This window comes from Clostridium pabulibutyricum, assembly GCF_058242705.1.
On record NZ_JBZAYZ010000003.1, the window covers coordinates 149,565 to 166,986 of the forward strand.

General features: G+C 35.7%; 20 protein-coding genes and 1 other annotated feature. Of the genes, 6 read left to right on the forward strand and 14 right to left on the reverse strand.

The features are described 5' to 3' along the window. Positions 1-33: 33 nt before the first annotated feature. Genes AC4CVH_RS05845 through AC4CVH_RS05875 form a run of 7 tightly spaced genes read right to left on the reverse strand, consistent with a single transcriptional unit; the run spans position 34 to position 4,670 of the window. A complete protein-coding gene (locus tag AC4CVH_RS05845) occupies positions 34-1,092 on the reverse strand; it encodes an ABC transporter substrate-binding protein (protein ID WP_490786812.1) in 1,059 nt (352 codons plus the stop codon). Positions 1,093-1,136: 44 nt separating this feature from the next. Then, complete coding sequence (locus AC4CVH_RS05850; RefSeq protein ID WP_490786813.1) at positions 1,137-1,481, reverse strand: P-II family nitrogen regulator; 345 nt, start codon at positions 1,479-1,481, stop codon at positions 1,137-1,139. A 31-nt stretch (positions 1,482-1,512) separates the two neighbouring features. Beyond that, the gene (locus tag AC4CVH_RS05855; protein WP_490786814.1) at positions 1,513-1,836 is read right to left on the reverse strand and encodes a P-II family nitrogen regulator; all 324 of its coding nucleotides are present in this window, start codon (positions 1,834-1,836) and stop codon (positions 1,513-1,515) included. Between the two features lie 38 nt (positions 1,837-1,874). Continuing rightward, on the reverse strand, positions 1,875-2,525 hold the full coding sequence (locus AC4CVH_RS05860) for a DUF1989 domain-containing protein (RefSeq protein WP_490786815.1): 651 nt from the start codon (positions 2,523-2,525) through the stop codon (positions 1,875-1,877). 18 nt (positions 2,526-2,543) lie between these two features. After that, entirely contained in the window at positions 2,544-3,263 is a 720-nt protein-coding gene (locus AC4CVH_RS05865) for an urea amidolyase associated protein UAAP1 (RefSeq protein ID WP_490786816.1), read from the reverse strand. 23 nt (positions 3,264-3,286) lie between these two features. Beyond that, positions 3,287-3,934, reverse strand: a complete 648-nt coding sequence (locus AC4CVH_RS05870; protein ID WP_490786817.1) for an urea amidolyase associated protein UAAP2 — start codon at positions 3,932-3,934, stop codon at positions 3,287-3,289. 16 nt (positions 3,935-3,950) lie between these two features. Then, positions 3,951-4,670: an urea amidolyase associated protein UAAP1 gene (locus tag AC4CVH_RS05875; RefSeq protein WP_490786818.1), complete on the reverse strand. Its 720-nt coding sequence runs from the start codon at positions 4,668-4,670 to the stop codon at positions 3,951-3,953. A gap of 305 nt (positions 4,671-4,975) precedes the next feature. Here AC4CVH_RS05875 and AC4CVH_RS05880 point away from each other — a divergent pair, with 305 nt between their 5' ends. The 5 genes from AC4CVH_RS05880 (at position 4,976) to AC4CVH_RS05900 (ending at position 10,728) form a co-directional block, all read left to right on the forward strand. Beyond that, positions 4,976-5,746, forward strand: coding sequence for a response regulator transcription factor (locus tag AC4CVH_RS05880; protein ID WP_490786819.1), 771 nt, complete (start codon positions 4,976-4,978; stop codon positions 5,744-5,746). A gap of 224 nt (positions 5,747-5,970) precedes the next feature. Continuing rightward, positions 5,971-6,027 (forward strand) — a sequence feature (sodium ion sensor (DUF1646 type); this cis-regulatory element may regulate processes involved in with the transportation of sodium ions). Between the two features lie 66 nt (positions 6,028-6,093). Then, positions 6,094-7,269: a cation:proton antiporter gene (locus tag AC4CVH_RS05885; protein ID WP_490786820.1), complete on the forward strand. Its 1,176-nt coding sequence runs from the start codon at positions 6,094-6,096 to the stop codon at positions 7,267-7,269. Positions 7,270-7,358: 89 nt separating this feature from the next. Beyond that, positions 7,359-8,372 carry an acyltransferase family protein gene (locus AC4CVH_RS05890; RefSeq protein ID WP_490786821.1) on the forward strand — a complete coding sequence of 338 codons (1,014 nt, stop codon included), beginning with the start codon at positions 7,359-7,361 and terminating at the stop codon, positions 8,370-8,372. Continuing rightward, the gene (locus tag AC4CVH_RS05895) at positions 8,369-9,049 is read left to right on the forward strand and encodes a GDSL-type esterase/lipase family protein (RefSeq protein ID WP_490786822.1); all 681 of its coding nucleotides are present in this window, start codon (positions 8,369-8,371) and stop codon (positions 9,047-9,049) included. Before AC4CVH_RS05890 ends, AC4CVH_RS05895 begins: the two co-directional genes overlap by 4 nt. A gap of 11 nt (positions 9,050-9,060) precedes the next feature. Beyond that, positions 9,061-10,728 carry an aryl-sulfate sulfotransferase gene (locus AC4CVH_RS05900; protein WP_490786823.1) on the forward strand — a complete coding sequence of 556 codons (1,668 nt, stop codon included), beginning with the start codon at positions 9,061-9,063 and terminating at the stop codon, positions 10,726-10,728. A gap of 57 nt (positions 10,729-10,785) precedes the next feature. Here AC4CVH_RS05900 and AC4CVH_RS05905 read toward each other — a convergent pair whose 3' ends face one another. The 5 genes from AC4CVH_RS05905 to AC4CVH_RS05925 are packed head-to-tail and all read right to left on the reverse strand — an operon-like array spanning position 10,786 to position 13,837. Continuing rightward, positions 10,786-11,955 (reverse strand): iron-containing alcohol dehydrogenase, encoded by a 1,170-nt coding sequence (locus AC4CVH_RS05905; RefSeq protein ID WP_490786824.1) that lies wholly within the window; start codon positions 11,953-11,955, stop codon positions 10,786-10,788. An 18-nt stretch (positions 11,956-11,973) separates the two neighbouring features. After that, positions 11,974-12,879 carry a fumarylacetoacetate hydrolase family protein gene (locus tag AC4CVH_RS05910; protein ID WP_490786825.1) on the reverse strand — a complete coding sequence of 302 codons (906 nt, stop codon included), beginning with the start codon at positions 12,877-12,879 and terminating at the stop codon, positions 11,974-11,976. A gap of 31 nt (positions 12,880-12,910) precedes the next feature. Then, positions 12,911-13,180, reverse strand: a complete 270-nt coding sequence (locus tag AC4CVH_RS05915; RefSeq protein WP_490786826.1) for a hypothetical protein — start codon at positions 13,178-13,180, stop codon at positions 12,911-12,913. After that, positions 13,171-13,638, reverse strand: a complete 468-nt coding sequence (locus AC4CVH_RS05920) for a UxaA family hydrolase (protein ID WP_490786827.1) — start codon at positions 13,636-13,638, stop codon at positions 13,171-13,173. The genes AC4CVH_RS05915 and AC4CVH_RS05920 overlap by 10 nt, the downstream gene beginning before the upstream one ends. A 22-nt stretch (positions 13,639-13,660) precedes the next feature. Continuing rightward, positions 13,661-13,837 (reverse strand): hypothetical protein, encoded by a 177-nt coding sequence (locus tag AC4CVH_RS05925; protein ID WP_490786828.1) that lies wholly within the window; start codon positions 13,835-13,837, stop codon positions 13,661-13,663. A 373-nt stretch (positions 13,838-14,210) separates the two neighbouring features. Between AC4CVH_RS05925 and AC4CVH_RS05930 the strand changes: the two genes are divergently transcribed. Further along, positions 14,211-16,364, forward strand: coding sequence for a YhgE/Pip family protein (locus AC4CVH_RS05930; protein ID WP_490786829.1), 2,154 nt, complete (start codon positions 14,211-14,213; stop codon positions 16,362-16,364). Between the two features lie 14 nt (positions 16,365-16,378). Here AC4CVH_RS05930 and AC4CVH_RS05935 read toward each other — a convergent pair whose 3' ends face one another. Next, positions 16,379-16,753 carry a GerW family sporulation protein gene (locus tag AC4CVH_RS05935; RefSeq protein ID WP_490786830.1) on the reverse strand — a complete coding sequence of 125 codons (375 nt, stop codon included), beginning with the start codon at positions 16,751-16,753 and terminating at the stop codon, positions 16,379-16,381. Positions 16,754-16,775: 22 nt separating this feature from the next. Further along, positions 16,776-17,390, reverse strand: a complete 615-nt coding sequence (locus AC4CVH_RS05940; protein WP_490786831.1) for a DUF2953 domain-containing protein — start codon at positions 17,388-17,390, stop codon at positions 16,776-16,778. Positions 17,391-17,422: the final 32 nt, after the last annotated feature.

Genomic DNA, 17,422 nt, shown 5'->3' on the forward strand with positions numbered 1-17,422 from the left:
ACCTCCATACACCTGTTATAAACTTGCTCAGAGTTATTTTGTAGTATCCGGAACAGGCTTAGACTCTCTGGTTTTCAATACATCCTTCAGGTAAGTGCTGTTATACATTTTTTTAGTATCATCCGGCATACTGTCAATCATTTTCACTTTTTTCAAAAATTCCGCAATCTTCTGGGTTGTATAAGGTAAATATGCATAACTGTCCTGCTTTTTATCCATTGCATCTATTGAATCCTTCATCGTAAACAATTTAGAGCCGCTCATTGCAACCTTCATCTCATCATTTGAAATTCCTGCTCCCTTTGCCAAGTCCGCTATGGCTTTGTCTTTGTTCTTAGCATAAAATTCCATGGAATCGTAATAGGCATTTATAACTTTTTCAATATCTTCTTTTCCATTTTCGACCATATCCTTGTTGACAACAAGTACATCAGGAATTAATCCCGGAGTATCCTTTGAACTTATAAGAAGCTTGCTGCCTTCCTTTCCAAGTGCTTTGCTGAGAGACGGCTCCCACAGGCATGCTGCATCAACTTTGCCAGACAGGAAAGCAGGAGCTGCATCCGATATGGATAGATTTACAAATTTTACGTCCTTTTCCGTCATACCAGCAGTTTTAAGTGCATTCAGAAGAAAGAAGTGTTCTATTGTCCCATACTCGGTGGCAATGGATTTTCCTTTCAAATCCTTTATGCTGTTTATCCCTTTTCGTGCCACAAGACCATCTGCTCCGTTGGAGTTATCCAAAAGCAGTACTGTCTCAAGTCCAATGCCGTTTACATATGGAGCAATAATATCCGGCACCGCTGCAGAGAGCATATCAACTTTTCCTGTATTGAAAGCCTGCACACTATCGCTGTATACCGGGAAATAAACAAGTTTTACATTTACCCCTCTTGCTTTGAAAAATCCTTCCGCCTGGGTAATATACCATGTGTAAAATGCGGGATATGCTGAAATTCCAAGTTTATACACCTTTTTGCTGTCCGTCTTGCTGCTGCTTTCTTTTTTGCTCTGACATCCGGCAAATGCAAACATAAGTACCATGAGCATAATTGATATGGATATTAATTTTCTCTTTGATTTTTTCATATTTTTGTGCCCCCTTATTTTATCTATCCAGACTTTTTATATAATTACATCAATGAATTCACGCCATTTTCACCGGTTCTTATTCTTGTACCGTCTTCCACGTCAATCACAAATATCTTTCCATCACCGGAATTTCCCGTTTGATTTATATCTTTCACTATTTGAATCAAAGCTTCCACATCCTCATCCCTGCAAAATATCTCCATCATCTTCTTGGCAACGAAGAACTGCTTAGAAACCTTATCTCCGTCTTTTGTAACATAATCCACACCGCTTTTTCCTCTTCCAAGAACATCTTTGCTGCTTAAAGAAAAGAAATTGTTTTTTACAAGTGCTTCTTTCGTTTTGTAGTATCTGTTCGGGCGTAAAATAATATATACTTGTTTCATAAATACCTCTCCTCCTGTCTTGAGATACTGTTTATTCTTCTTTACCTGAACTTATAGTTACAGTTTTTTCAACAGGAATCACAAAAATTTTACCATCGCCAAAAGATCCATCTCTATCCGTTCTTGCACTTTGAATAATGATCTTTTTTATCTCCTCCACAGCTTTGTCCTGGACAACCATCATGATCATTTCCTTTGGAATTTCATCATAGGAAACATCTCCCACCTTAAGTCCTCTCTGTTTTCCTCTTCCAAGTATGCTTATCCTTGTTGCCGATGCGTAACCTTTGTCACAAAGCTCATTTAGAACTTCACCTGCTTTTTCTGGCCTTACTATAGCTTTTATCATCTTCACTTTTTTATCCCCCTTCGTTTTACATTTTATTTTTACCCTTATTTGTCCCAAATATAAACTGCATTTGGAGTTGGTTCATATCCACTACAGGGATTATTTATCTGGGGACAGTTGCTTATCAATATCATGGTATCTGTAAGGGCCTCGAATTCTACATAGGAACCCGGCTTTGAAATGCCATCTAAAAATTCAAATCCTCCGTTTTCCAATTTGAGTATCTGGGCAAACAAATTTACATTCGGTACCAAATCAGCTTTACAATACTTGTCTGCATGCTCTGAAATCTTCATGAGGAATGTATCCCTGCAGGTTTTCATATGAAGTGTATGATGTCCGTATCTTACTGTATTGCTTTCGGTTGCACATGCTCCTCCCATTGTGTCGTGGCACGTACATGTATCTGCTGTCATTTCAAGAAGCCCTTTCCCGGATTCTGTTACAAGTACAGTTCCGGCATTTATATAAAGTTTCTTTTGCCTGACAATTGTCTGTGCCGCACTGTAGTGGTCTTCCGGATTGTGAAGATCATAGCACAAAAAATCAAGTCCCTGGTTTCCCTTCAAATCCACAATTCTTAAAGTCTGACCTTTAAAAAGGGGATGCATCCATCCATCTCCTGCCGGTATAATCTTTTGGTATACTGCATCTTTTATATTCCTGTCACTGAATTTCTTTTCAAATTCAATCATGTGTATCACCTCTTTCCTCTAAATTCCAAGCAGTGTATTGTATTCCCATGTATTTTCAAAAGCGCGTCTTGTATATTTCGAATAATTTACACAATAATCCAATCCATCTGTCGGAGGAGCCTCCATTACTTCAATTTTAACTGGAACTGAAGGGTATTTGCTTCTGCCGTCCAAAGGATTTGGCGTATTTGAAAGAGCAATGTACACATCCATTTCCGTTCGGATTGTTACAGATGATTCCTTTTTACAATAATCATCCATAAATATTAGATTTCCTTTATTGTCTGCATCAACTTTTGAAAAAAAGTTGATTGGCGGCATAAGATCCCTTTTGCTCATACCGTTTTTCGTAAGTTCGTTTATAAAATTTTCCTGACCGGATTTCAAATATTCATTTCCATTTTTCTGATAACTTGTTTCACCATATTTTTTGTCTGTCATAGCTCTTGTGGTATAACCCGTTACCGTATCATGTCCATTTAAATCATCTTCTACAATACTTGCAAGCGCCCTTCCACAATCACTTATAATTGCATGTCCTTTTTTTAGGAAAAATGAATGCTGTGCCTTTATGGAATCGGGAGCGTTGTAATGCTCAGATAAATTTTTGAAATTATACATTAAAACTGCCAGGTTTGCCCCCTCTGATAGGGCAGTAAATTTTATAAGCCTTTGTCTGCAAATATTGCCGGACCAGCGATCCCCCGGCGCAAGGATTTTATTCCATATTATATTCATTTGATTTATCCTCCTTGATTTTCCTAGTCCCATACAATCAGTCTGACCGGTGTAGGATTATATGCATTGCAGGGGTTGTTAAGCTGTGGACAATTGCTTATAAGCACCATAACATCACAAAGAGCTTCCATTTCCACATAGCATCCCGGTGCGGAAACCCCGTCGTCAAATTTGAGTCCACCTTCTTTTGTAACTGGAACATTCATAAAGAAATTCACATTTGGAGCAAGGTCCCTCTTCATATAAAAATCATCTTTCTTGGCAATCTGGAGCATAAAACTGTCACGACAGCTGTGCATATAATCTTTCTCTCTTGCATATCTCACTGTATTGCTCTGTGAGGAACACGCCCCTCCCAAAGTATCATGCCTTCCACAGACATCTGCAACAATCTCAAGTATTGGTTTTCCAGACTCCGTTCTTAAAATACTGCCTGTCGTCAAATATATGTTTTCCTGCCTCGTTATAGTTGCTATTGCTCCATAATGATCCTGAGGGTTGTGAAGATCATAAAAAGTTGTATCCACCGCCTGATTTCCGCCGAGATCCACAATTCTAAATTTCTGCCCCCGTTTAAGTTCATGCATCCATCCATCTCCGGCAAGTACTGTTTCATCATATACTGCATCTTCTATTTTCAAATCACTTTCTTTTCTTATAAAACCGTTCATATTTATCTCCTTTCCTTTAATATCCCATTAAATTGTAATATTCCCATGTATTTTGAAATGCACGGTAATTTTCCGGTCTGTAATTTACACATTCATCATTCAAATCCACAGGAGGTGCATCATATATTTCAACAAACACAGGAACAGCTGGATATTCGCTACGCTTGTCTAATGGATTAGGTGTATTTGACAAAATAAGTATGATGTCCATTTCCGTGCGAAGAGTGACAGTTGAACCTTCCCTGCAGTGTTTCTCATCATAATGCATGCTTCCATCATCCTCACAATAAACCTTTGAAAAAAGATTCACACACGGTACCAGGTCCCTGACATTCATATTGTTTCTCACAAGCTCCACTTCAAAATTTTCCTCTCCAGTCCTGAACCACTCATTTCTGGCATCCTGATACCTGCTTTTGCCATACCTTTCATCCGCCATTTTTCTTGTATTATAGCCTGATATACTGTCATGCCATCCAAGACTGTCCTCGGTTATACTTGCAAGCACCCTGCCATTGTCACTCATTAAAACATTTCCCCTGGTGAGATGAGATGTAAATTGTGCTTTCAAAGTATCCGGCATGTTGTATCTCTCCGAGGTATCCCTCATGTTATACATAAGCATCGATACATTGGCACCTTGTTTCAACGCCTTGAAATGTATGTATCTCCCTCTTCCAATATTCCCCGACCATTTCTCCCCGGGTCTTAAAGTCTTGGACCATATTCTTTGCATATTCCGGTTCCACCTTCCTATATTATTTTTAAAATTATTTATATTTTATTGATAATTTTTATATTTTAAGTGTGTTTTTTTAACACTTTAATATTTATGTTAATAGAATTTTAGCATAAAGAAAATCCAGCATCAATTATCCCAAGTACTGATTTTTATGAAATAAAAATAGAACTTTTAGTACTATAGTTCTACTTACAGTACCAAAGTTCTACTATTTTTTTATCATTTTGACTTTTACATTCATATGTGTTAACATTTAAAACAAATTTATTTGTTCAATTCCATTTCATGGAGGTAAAACAATGTCCAGTATCAGCGAACACGATTGGCATATAATTAACAGCATACTTTTAGAAATATATTCACTGGATAATATAAAAGATATTGCAACTCAATTTTTGAGCTTGATTCGTGCCATCATTCCATACTCCAGGGCATATTTTATTTTATTCAATGAGGACCAGTCCATCGACCGCGACAAATCTTCTTTTTACAATGTAACAGAAGAAAATATAAACAGATACATCAATTATTTTTACAATATAGATTACGTAAGTTATATATTTAATTTTACACAGTCCATTACTTTTAAGGATACGGATATTATTGAAGACAACCTAAGGGAGAAAACTGAATTTTACCAGGGGTTTCTTCTTCCACAAAACATACCCTACGGAGGTGGCATTTTATTTGTAAAGGAAAATAAACTGCTGGGACTTCTAAATCTTTTCCGTTCAAAAGAACTTGGAGATATCACACAGCGTGAACTCAGCATTCTCGAAATACTAAAGGATCATCTAAACAATATTTTATCTTCCACAAGATTAAACAGTAAAACCAATGACGGACGCAAAAGCCTAAAATCAACCGATTTTGAAAAGTATAATTTGTCAAACCGGGAAAAACAGATATTGAAGCTTCTAATAGAAGGTTCAAGCAACAGTGACATAGGCAGAATGTTATGCATCAGTATTTCTACTGTAAAAAAACATGTCTACAACATATTTACCAAAATAGGTGTCAACAGCCGAATGCAGCTGATCAGATTCATTGAAAACAACTACAACTCATAACTTTATGTATACCTGAATAGTTTCTTATATAATCAGCCTTATGAATATGCGGCCATAAATTTTGGGCATCCTTCAACACAGCATACATCCCTGTTTTTTTCAAGGACTCCATCTTGCCATTTTCCCGGCTGTCGCGCTGCCAACTACACCAGCACCTACAATAATTGCATAAACCTCGATATTATGTTACTATATTGATTAAAGTTTTAAATATATTAATTTCCGGTTGAACAAATGAACCATTATTTGATTCGAGATTTTGACTTTTAGGGTGGGAAGTCTTTACAGACTCTCCGCCTTTTTTGGCTTTAAAAAAAACTGCGAATCACAACCATTGGAGGTATATCATGGAAAAAACACTTTTTGACATAGTCCTAATACTCATATTTACAAAACTCGGAGGATCAATAAGCAAAAAATTTAAAATGCCCGAAGTTCTCGGAGCTCTCACAGCCGGGGTAATACTGGGACCTGTAATATTAAATCTTGTTCAGTATGATGAGAATATAAAACTTCTATCAAACCTCGGCGTAATAACTTTGATGTTTTCCGCCGGACTTGAAACAGATCTTGAAAAACTTAAAAAAGCGGGTGCAACCTCATCAATCATCGCAATATGCGGTATAATAATTCCTCTTATCCTTGGAACATTGTGCGCCTACATGTTTTTTGACAATTTAACCGAAAATATATTTATAGGTGTGATATTAACTGCTACAAGCGTCAGTATAACAGTTGAAACTTTAAAGGAAATTGGAAAATTAAACACAAAATCAGGCGTAAACATCCTTGGTGCGGCTATAATAGATGACGTACTTGGTCTTATACTTATTTCCGTAGTTCTAGTAGTTGCCCAGTCATCTGGAACAAATGCCTCCTCTGCAGCTTCCTCTCTCGCGCCGGTATTCATAAAAGCAGCTTCATTTTGTACAGCTTCCCTGCTTGGAATAATTTATTTGCCCAAATATATAAACAAGTTCACAAAAAAAATCAAGGCAGGACGAGGAATACTTACGTTTTCACTGGCTTTTGCCTTTTTTATGTCATTTACAGCTGAAAGCCTCGGAATAGCAGCAATTACAGGAGCATATATAGCAGGACTTATAATATCATCAATTTCATATAAAAAATACCTTGAGAGAAACATGGGCTCAATATCTACGGGATTTCTGTCACCCATATTTTTTGCAAGCGTTGGAATTGAGGCAAACTTAAAAGGACTAAACAGGGAGGTAATATTTATAACCCTGGTCATGTTTGCAGTTGCAGTGATTGGAAAACTTTTAGGCTGCGGCGGAGCTGCAAGGCTTCTTAAAATGAAGAAAAGTGAAGCACTGCAGATTGGTACCGGCATGATTTCAAGAGGTGAAGTTGCAATAATTACTGCAAATATAGGTCTTCAGAAAAATATAATATCCGAGGAAATCTTCCTTCCAACACTGATTGTAGTAATACTTACAACGATTGTAACTCCTGTTCTTTTGAAAATGACATTTTCACACAAAAATGAAGAACTCGTTTAGATTGTTTAAATTTAGTTAATTATTATAACACCATATTGTAACAATGCAATTATATAATAAGTCCATATTAGGAAATGGAGTTTTATTATATGATTATGAAAGCCAGTACACAAAATACACACAGAACCTTTTATTTTGATAATATAAAATTTATTCTGATTACCCTCGTAGTTATAGGCCACAGCATCGAGGGATCAATTGGACTATCTTCAAATATAAAGCTCGTATACAATATTATATACTCATTTCACATGCCCCTTTTTGTTTTTATTTCAGGTTATTTTTCGAAAAACATAAAAAATGACGAAAAACTTTTATCACGTGTAACAAAAACTTTCATATACTATATAGTTTTGCAATTTTTATACTGTATATTCAATATATACATACTCGGAGACAAAAGCTTCCAAATTACTTTTGTAAATCCATATTGGCTTACTTGGTATCTCTTATCATTTGGTACATGGCTTCTCATAATGCCTTATATTCCCAGACCAAAGTACTCAATTCCTGCAGCTTTTATCATATCAATATTAACCGGATATGACAGCAACGTTGGATATTATCTAAGTCTTTCACGTACTATAACATTTTTCCCATATTTTCTTATGGGATACTTCTGTAAAAAAGAGCATATACTGTCAGTTAAAAATAAAATAAAAAAACAACATGCCCTGCTCGGCTTGCTTGTTATATTTTTAATCATATACATAACAAACAACAAAGTAGATTACAGATGGCTGTATGGAAGCTACCCATATTCCCAATTGAGCTCCCCGGGCTATCCAAAGTTTATTATCCGCCTGTTGCTGTACATTGTATCTACAGCAGAATCATTCTTTGTTATGATTTTAGTGCCAAAAAAAAGTTTTATTTTTACAAAAATCGGATCCCAAACCATTTGGATATACGGACTTCATGGCTTTATAATAAAACTTATGGGCAAATATACTTTGCCTGACTATATCAATTCTTTTTGGGGTGAAATACTTATCGCAGTAATCCCAATGAGCATTATACTTTTTCTTTCATCTAAATTAATAAATAAAATTGCTGCGGAAGTACATCAAATAAAATTTAAAAATGAATGGGGAACAAAATGAATAAAAAAAATATCATATGCACCATATCAATACTTCTAAACATATTCTTTATATCATACGGCGCAAAAAACTTATATAAAAAGCATACATTAAAGTCTTTACAAAACATCTCTGTAAATACTCCCTACCATATGTCAAAGCAAAGCCAATTCAAAAATTTAAATATTAAAACAAATGACATAGTTTTTTTGGGAGACAGCATTACAGACAGATGTGAATGGTCCGAACTTTTCCAAAACTCCGGTATAAAAAACAGGGGAATTGACGGAGACACGACTTCCGAAATTCTTGATAGGTTATCTACAATAACCTCGGGACACCCAAAAAAAATATTTCTTATGATAGGAATAAATGATCTTCTGCATGGTAAAAATGCATCATATGTACTTAAAAACTATAAGAAGATCCTTGAAAACATAAGGTCAAACTCTCCGAATACAACAATTTACGTACAAAGCATACTTCCAAACAACAAATTAAAATCCAAAAACGACATAAAAACTATAAACAAGAATCTAAAAAAACTTTCAAATGACAAAAATATTATATATTTAAATCTCTTCGACAGCTTTTCAGATGGCAACGGATTGTCAAAACAATATACCTACGACGGAACACATCTAAATGGCAAAGCATACCTCATCTGGAAAACTGCAATAGAAAAATATGTAAATTGAAAGGAGTTATAATGAAAATAAAAAAATTTGTTATATGTGTCTCCATAATACTTATAATATTTGCAGCAATTTTATATACTGAAAAACACTTCAACATCATAGACAAATTAACCCTTAAACATAATATAAGCATTATAAAAAACAAATCAATGGGTTCAAATATATTGAGTGTGAAAAATAAAAGTGATACTTCAAACTGGAATATAGATTACCAGAAAACCGTAGATGGCAAAATAAAAGATCTTCTTAAGAACAACTATACACTGGATAATCCCCTTTTGATATACAATCCCTTTGGCACAAATACTTGTTCTGTAAATGTATATTTCAATACTGAACAATCAGTAAAAATACAATACACTGTATCTGTCGAGAATAAAAATATCAATGATTTTACGAAAACCCTCTATACAGGTACGAAATACAAAACCACCAAAACCCACGCATATCAGCTTATAGGTCTTGTTCCCGGAAGTGAAAATACAGTAACTTTAAAAGCACTGGACAAAAACAACAAATTCATAGGCACAAAAACTTTTAAAATAAAAGTTGGAAACTTGAAATCAAAGGATGCACCAAAGGTGTCCTCCAAGGCAGGTACAAGCAAGCAGAAATTATCCGATGGACTATATACAATGCTGTGTCACGATTATTTTCTTAATCCATATATTTTTATAATAGACAACCAAGGCACTATAAGATCTGAAATTCCAATTCAGTATTCAGCTTACAGAATAGTATATTCTGGAGACAACATGATTTTCAGTCTTTCAAAAGACAAATTTGTTTCTGTAAACAGGCTTGGACAGGTGGAGAAAATATATAATCTTGGAAATGACTGGTCAACACACCATGACTATTTCTACGATGAGAAAAATAATTGTCTTGATATTCTTGCGACAAAGAACAATACAAAAACAGTGGAAGATTACATAATAAAGCTGGACTTGAAATCTGGAAAAGTAACTGAACTCATGGACTTTAAAAATTATATGGGTGACATAGAGAAACGGGCCTCTCTCTCCACATCAGATAAAGTAAAAAAGGAAACAGATGGTCTGGACTGGATTCATTTCAACACTATAAATGTAGTAGATGGCAAAGATTTGATTCTAAGCTCCCGTGAATTAAGTACCATAATAAGAGTTAATAACATATATACAAAACCCGAGCTTAAATATTTCATAGCAGACAGAACTGTATGGGATGGAACAAAGTATCAAAAACTTAATCTCGAAAAGATAGGAAACTTTACATCAAATGCAGGGCAGCACAGTGTAACCTATATTAAAGATCCATCACTAAGTAAAGGTCAGTATTATCTTATTATGTTCAACAACAACTACAATGGTGCAAAATCACGTCCTGATTTTGACTGGAGTGCCTACAAAGGCACTGGAACCATTACAAAAGGCACAAATTCCATGTTGTATAAATATCTCGTAGATGAAAAATCAGGTACCTACAAGCTTGTACAATCCATTGACCTTCCGTATTCTCCAATTGTAAGCAGTGTTCAAGAATATGGTGGAAACTATGTAGTAAATTCAGGCTATTTAAACCATGTCTACGGTGAATATGACAAGCAGGGAAAACCAATAGTCCAATTTGAGTATTCAGCTAAAAACATGGGTTATCGAGTATACAAATATTCTTATAAAAACTTCTGGTTTCAATAAAAGAAATGTATAGCTTCATGATAAGGAAAGCTGTACATCTCTTTTTATTTAGTGACTTTACTTTGCAAGTTCAAGTATATTTACAACATCCTGTTTTCCAAGTTTCACAAACTGTCCCACCGTAATATTTCCACCAATAGTACACTTGTCTGCCATTTCTTCAAATTTGTCATACCCGATGCCAGCATCTTCAAGTGAAACAGGAAGCCCCATTTCACTGAAGAACTTCTTAAGTCTCTTTATGCCTTCAAGCGCTATTTCATCTTGATTTTCAAATGGAAGATCCACATTCCACACTCTTACTGCAAATTGTACAAACCTCTTCATATCATGTTTATACACATATTTCATCCATGCAGGCATAACTATTGAAAGTCCGGCACCATGTGCTATATCATACATTGCACTTAACTCGTGTTCTATCCTGTGTGAACCCCAGTCCCCTATTCTTCCTGTACTCAAGATGTCATTGTGTGCAATCGTGCCAGCCCACATAATTTCTGCTCTTGCATTGTAGTCATCGGGTTTCTCAAGAACAATTCCTGCATTGTTTATAACAGTTTTCAAAGTTGCCTCGCACAACCTGTCTGTCAAATCCACATGATCAACATTTGTAAAATATCTTTCTATAACATGAGCCATTATATCGGCTGCACCACAGGCAGTCTGATATTTTGGTAGAGTATAGGTGAGTTCAGGATCCATTATTGAAAAAGCAGGCCTTATATACTCGGAATGCATTCCCTTCTTTAACAATCCTTCTTCCTTTGTAATGACAGAACTGTTGCTTGCCTCGCTTCCCGTTGCCGGAATTGTTATTATAACTCCCACTGGAAGAGCCTCTCTTGCTATGGCCTTTCCAATATAAAAGTTCCATACATCCTTTCCATAAGGAACTCCAACAGATATTGCCTTCGCCGTGTCAACTACACTTCCACCACCTACGGCAAGCACAAATTTTATATCATTTTCCCTGCAAAGTTTTATGCCTTCACGTACGTGGGTAAGTCGTGGATTGGGTTTGATCCCTGAAAGTTCTACAAATTTCACACCATTTTTCTCAAGGGAATCTACAACCTTTTCATACAGTCCCGACCTTTTTATGCTTCCACCACCATAACAGAAAAGAACTTTGTCTGCATATTTCCCGACTCTTTCACCTATGGATTCCTCTGTACCTTTTCCAAAAATAATTTCCGTTGGATTTTTAAATACAAAATTGTTCAACTCAATACCTCCCAAAAGTTATTTAACCATGTTTGCAAGTACTCCTATATTTTCAATCTCGCATTCCACCCTGTCACCTTTTTTCAAAAATCTCGGCGGCGTAAAACCCATTCCCACTCCTGAAGGCGTACCTGTTGCTATGACATCTCCCGCCTTTATAGTCATTCCAAGAGAAAGCTCGTGAATTACATCTGCAATACCGAATATAAAATTCCGTGTATTTGAACTCTGCCTTGTTTCACCATTCACCCTACTGCACAAATCAAGTTCCACAGGAAATTTTATTTCATTTTTGTACACTATGCAGGGTCCAAAAGAAGTAAATGTATCCATGCTTTTCCCCATGTACCACTGAACATGTCTCTGCTGCACATCCCTTGCACTCACATCATTCATTATTGTATATCCAAATATATAGTCCTCAGCCTTTTCCCGTGGTATGTTCACTCCATCTTTTCCTATTACGACAGCAAGTTCAACTTCATAGTCAAGCTGATCTGTAACATCACTATGGCTGTCTATAAAGTCTTCATGTCCTATCGGGCATGAGGCTCTCTTTGAAAAGTATACCGGATACTCAGGAATCTTTATGGAACTGTCCTTGAAACTCTTTGACGTCTCCTCCACATGTTCCCTGTAGTTTAAGCCCAGGCATATTATATCATTTTCAAACTTGTTTATTGGCGTACATATCTTTATATTGGATACATCATAATACGCTGCACCTTCAATATTCTCACGACTTCGGCATATGCCATCCAGCCTTCTGGCATCACTTTCTGCGAGGTTCTTTATAAGATCTGTCATATCATTATAATGCCCGTCGAGATTTCTGAGGCTTGAAATTTCAATTACCTTTTTCATATTTTTATCATACATGCCAAGCTTCTTCTCATCATCTAAACTAAAAGTTACAAATTTCACTTTACTGTCCTCCTCCAGATTTTAATCGATTCTATACATAATTACACAATCTGCTTATTGCAATATCATTAAATCCAAACGCTTCAGCTTTTACAACTTTTCCATTTGCAACAGCCATTATCTCCTCCAGCAATTCTTCCCCCATTTTTTCTATGGATTTTGTTCCAGAAATAACCGGACTTGCGTCAAAATCCATATTTTCCTTCATCTTTTTAAAGGTTATTTTATTTGCTGTCATTTTAAAAACAGGTACAAGGGCATTTCCGCTTGGCGTACCCCTTCCGGTAGTAACTACATCCAAGGGATTTTTCTTACTTCAGGCGAAGCTGCCCTGTCTGCAAGAATATGTTCGGCTCCTATAAATTCTGTTGTTTCACAAAGTATCGATGTCGAACCGAGATCAACCAACCTGTCGGATGCATTTCCAAGCACTGGATTTGAGGCAAGACCAGAAGTAGGATCCGAACCTCCACAATTAGTTGCCACAACAAGCTCTGATATTGGAACTTCCTTTTTTTCTGCATCGAAGCTTCCATAAACCTTTAGATTGGCTGCAAGTCCAGAAAGTATGTCCATTGTGATTTTCAAATCACCTTTCACCTGCGCACATCCATTTTGATTTATTACATTAACAGTTCCTAAAACCTGACTTGAAATTATTCTCGCAGTCTCGCTTGAACAGGCACACGTAGGAAGTATCAATACGTGATTTCTAATTCCAGCATTTCCATTCGGCCTTTCATATCCTAAAAAATTCATAATAAATCTCCCTCCTTAAACTTTATATGAATTCACGTATACTTACTAAATTTTGAGAATGTACATGCTGGCCTTTTTTTATATTCTGTATCGCCCTTCCAATTACCTGCCCATATTTATAAATAAGTTCCCCTTTTTTTATATCTTTTATGGAAAACTTATGGTATATGGAAATCTGCCCCAATACATTCAGACTCATAATTTTGATTTATCACAAGCGAATTTATTTTATTCTTCATTTCCTTTAAAATCAATCCTCCTTTCTTTATCAAGAATAGTAATCATCGGTGAAAACATACCTTTCAGCATTTTAGACAACCTCCCAATATAATTTTATTTTGTCGCATATATTTAAAAGCAATCCTTATGCCAAACATTTTAAATACAGTATATTCTGCTATAACCCCTTGTAAACGCTATGGCTTCAGTTATTCTTAAATTTCATCGTTTTTTCATGAATAAAATATACGCAAAATTTTAATTTCATTATTGAAATACTATAAAAATAAATAATTTTACAGTCTGAAGGGAAAAATAAAATTATCCTACTCCTTGAAGGGAATGAAAAATACATGGGAAATATTTTCGCAGTATTTAAAAGAGATATGAAAAATATAGCAACGAACTGGGTTGCACTCATCGTTGTGATAGCACTTTCAATTCTCCCGGCACTTTACGCCTGGTTTAATATAAAAGCAATGTGGGATCCTTATGGAAACACCTCCGGAATACTTGTTGCAGTAGTAAATGAAGACAAGGGTGCACATATCGGAAAAACAGACATAAACATCGGTTCCGAACTTGTAAATAAGCTCAAAGAAAACAGGCAAATAGGCTGGAGATTTGTAAATAAAAAAGATGCAGATAAAGGAATAAAATACGGAGACTACTATGCAGAAATACTAATACCAAATGATTTCTCCACAGACATAACATCTCTCCTTAAATCCAATCCCAAAAGAGCTAGTCTCATATATTCTGTAAATGAAAAACTCAACCCTGTAGCCCCTAAAATAACTGAAGGCGGTGTAAGCAAGGTTCAGCAGGAGATAAATTCAACTTTCGTAAAAATAGTCGATGGAATTATATTCAAACTTTTTAACACGCTTGGAGATGAACTTTCAAAAGGAAAACCCTTTCTGCAGCAATTTGCCGATATGATAATAGACGTAGACAACAAAATACCCGAAATAAACAAAGCAGTAGACTCGGTGTACAGTCAGACTGAAGGTTTGAATAACTTCATAGCAAGCGTAAAAGGACAAATTCCTCTTATGCAAAATACTCTAGATAACGCATCTGAAATTGCAGAAAACAGTTCACAATTTTTATCAAAGGCCAAGACCACCTTGAATGAGCTTTCCCCTTTCATAAAATCCGAGCTTGTATTTCTTGATGAAACAGCAAAAGGATCGGAAGATTTTGTAAACAACATAATATCACTCATAGATAAAAACCCAAAAGAAGCCAGAAATCTTCTTTCAAGTTTGAGAAACCGGCTTTCAGACAGCCGGATGAAGCTTGATACAATAATTGACCTTGTAAACTCATTCAACAAAATAGACAACAAGGCGGTATCTGATTTCTCAGAGCAATTATCTAGCCTCAAAGAAAGAATTCAGTCAGAAACATCATATACAAATTCACTTATAGACTCTATAGACAAAGGGGAAAATATATCCAGAAAATCCCTCGAAAATTTAAGTCAAAATGCTTCCCTTACAACTAAAATACTTGATTCAATTATAAAAATATATGATACCTATACAGCACCTTCCATAAACAGCATCATGCAGAATTCAATAAATGCTGCAAATGACTCGCTTGAGCTTTTAAAAAGCATAGAAAACAGCATGCCTGCAGCACAGGATGTACTTGACAATGCTTCCGGAGATACACAAATTGCGATGGACAGTATAAAAAATATAAAAACCGCCCTTCCAAAAGTGGAGAGTACCATCCACAGCATAGCTTCAAAACTTAAATCACTCGACAATGACGCCCAAATAAATGAACTTATAAGACTCCTTGGATTGAATGCTCAAAAAGAAAGCAACTTTATTGCAAATCCTGTAAACATCAAAGTTAACAAAGTATATCACGTTCCAAACTATGGTTCTGCAATGAACCCATTTTTCACCACACTGTCCCTGTGGGTTGGCGGTCTCATACTGGTATCCCTACTATCTACCGAAGTTCTTCCCATTCATGGCGTTAAACTCAAACTTCATCAGGCATTTTTGGGAAGATACATCACATTCCTGTCAATATCAATACTGCAAGCAATCATAGTAACCATTGGTAACCTGTTCATGCTCCATACGTACGCTTCAAATCCCATAGCATTCATACTTGTATCTATCTTTACAAGTACAGTATTTACTATGATAATATACACATTCGTGTCAGCCTTTGAAAATATAGGCAAGGCGATTTCCATGATACTGCTTGTTCTCCAGATATCAGCATCTGGAGGTACTTTTCCAATACAGGTAACCCCCTTGTTTTTTCAAATTATAAATCCACTACTTCCGTTTACCTACGCTATAGGTGCAATGAGAGAGACTGTAGGAGGAATATTATACCCTGTATTCATAAAAGACATAGCCATACTTTCAGTATACTTTGCAGTATTTCTACTGGCAGGAATATTCCTGAAACGTATTTTCAGAAAACTTATATCGAAATTTTCTGAAAAATTCGGGGAAAGTGGCCTGGAAGGTTAGAAATACCCTCCATACTACTCTTCCTTTTCTTTTTTGACCTTTTTTCCCTTGTAAAATTTTTGAAGTATTCCAGGTACAAGTTCTATAAGTTTGTCAATTCCACCCTCTTTGCCGTTTATGGGAATCATCTGAACCATTTCCCCCCTTATTACAAGAACAGCATCTGGAGTTATCCTGGCTCCCGCACCAAGTCCACCTCCCTGTCCTCCTCTTTTTTCTTTAGAAGACTCTCCATCCTGTCCGAGTCCCGTTCCACATCCAAAAGTAACCGTTATAAATGGTATAATAGTTGTATCCTCTATTTTTATAGGCTTTCCTACAACAGTTTCAGTTTTAAAAAAATTTTCCAATTGTGAAAAAAGTTCTTCAGAGTTTTCTTTTATATTCATGTCAAACCTCCTGGTTTATTTTTTAATATTCATCCGTATTCAACTTTCTGTTCCTTCTATGTTCCCTTTTATTTGAATTTTTATTTCTAACACGTCTGCATAATCCTTTGAATCTGGCATCAAAACCTGTTTTTATAAAAACAACTACCATCTTAAGAATCTCGCCTAGAATAAACACTGGTACTATTCTACCACAAATATCCATTTTGACATATACATCTTCACATAAAAAATCCGGTTTGACAATAATATCAACATTTCTAAAAAATGCCTTTACAACATACAAAAATCCTGAAACAATTCCTGTATTGGAAGGATCACCTGCCGCATATTGAATTGCCACCTCAAGATTTTTTCGGCATAGTTTGTCCAAAATATTTTTAAAATGTGGTTTCATCTTGCCAAACATGTTCTCAGAAGGTTTTTCATTTTTGAAAAAAACCTCACCGAGGTACTCTATTCCAAAACTGCCCAAATTTCTATCAAACTTGAAAAACAAAATTGAAATTCTAAACTTTAAATTTACACTTCCTTCTTTTATAAATACATGGCCTGTATACCTTACCGGCATAATCATTATAACAATCAACAAAATCAGAAATACCGCAGCCACTCCCAAAAATACATAAAAAAACATAAGTTTCCCCCCATATTAATTCAATTATATCC

Coding starts and splice junctions, on each gene's coding strand:
- AC4CVH_RS05845 (WP_490786812.1), bottom strand. CDS start 1,092: ATGAAAAAATCAAAGAGAAAATTAATATCCATATCAATTATGCTCATG.
- AC4CVH_RS05885 (WP_490786820.1), top strand. CDS start 6,094: ATGGAAAAAACACTTTTTGACATAGTCCTAATACTCATATTTACAAAA.
- AC4CVH_RS05880 (WP_490786819.1), top strand. CDS start 4,976: ATGTCCAGTATCAGCGAACACGATTGGCATATAATTAACAGCATACTT.
- AC4CVH_RS05870 (WP_490786817.1), bottom strand. CDS start 3,934: ATGAACGGTTTTATAAGAAAAGAAAGTGATTTGAAAATAGAAGATGCA.
- AC4CVH_RS05860 (WP_490786815.1), bottom strand. CDS start 2,525: ATGATTGAATTTGAAAAGAAATTCAGTGACAGGAATATAAAAGATGCA.
- AC4CVH_RS05935 (WP_490786830.1), bottom strand. CDS start 16,753: ATGAATATAAAAGAAAACTCTGAAGAACTTTTTTCACAATTGGAAAAT.
- AC4CVH_RS05900 (WP_490786823.1), top strand. CDS start 9,061: ATGAAAATAAAAAAATTTGTTATATGTGTCTCCATAATACTTATAATA.
- AC4CVH_RS05850 (WP_490786813.1), bottom strand. CDS start 1,481: ATGAAACAAGTATATATTATTTTACGCCCGAACAGATACTACAAAACG.
- AC4CVH_RS05940 (WP_490786831.1), bottom strand. CDS start 17,390: ATGTTTTTTTATGTATTTTTGGGAGTGGCTGCGGTATTTCTGATTTTG.
- AC4CVH_RS05875 (WP_490786818.1), bottom strand. CDS start 4,670: ATGCAAAGAATATGGTCCAAGACTTTAAGACCCGGGGAGAAATGGTCG.
- AC4CVH_RS05890 (WP_490786821.1), top strand. CDS start 7,359: ATGATTATGAAAGCCAGTACACAAAATACACACAGAACCTTTTATTTT.
- AC4CVH_RS05865 (WP_490786816.1), bottom strand. CDS start 3,263: ATGAATATAATATGGAATAAAATCCTTGCGCCGGGGGATCGCTGGTCC.
- AC4CVH_RS05895 (WP_490786822.1), top strand. CDS start 8,369: ATGAATAAAAAAAATATCATATGCACCATATCAATACTTCTAAACATA.
- AC4CVH_RS05930 (WP_490786829.1), top strand. CDS start 14,211: ATGGGAAATATTTTCGCAGTATTTAAAAGAGATATGAAAAATATAGCA.
- AC4CVH_RS05920 (WP_490786827.1), bottom strand. CDS start 13,638: ATGAATTTTTTAGGATATGAAAGGCCGAATGGAAATGCTGGAATTAGA.
- AC4CVH_RS05925 (WP_490786828.1), bottom strand. CDS start 13,837: ATGAGTCTGAATGTATTGGGGCAGATTTCCATATACCATAAGTTTTCC.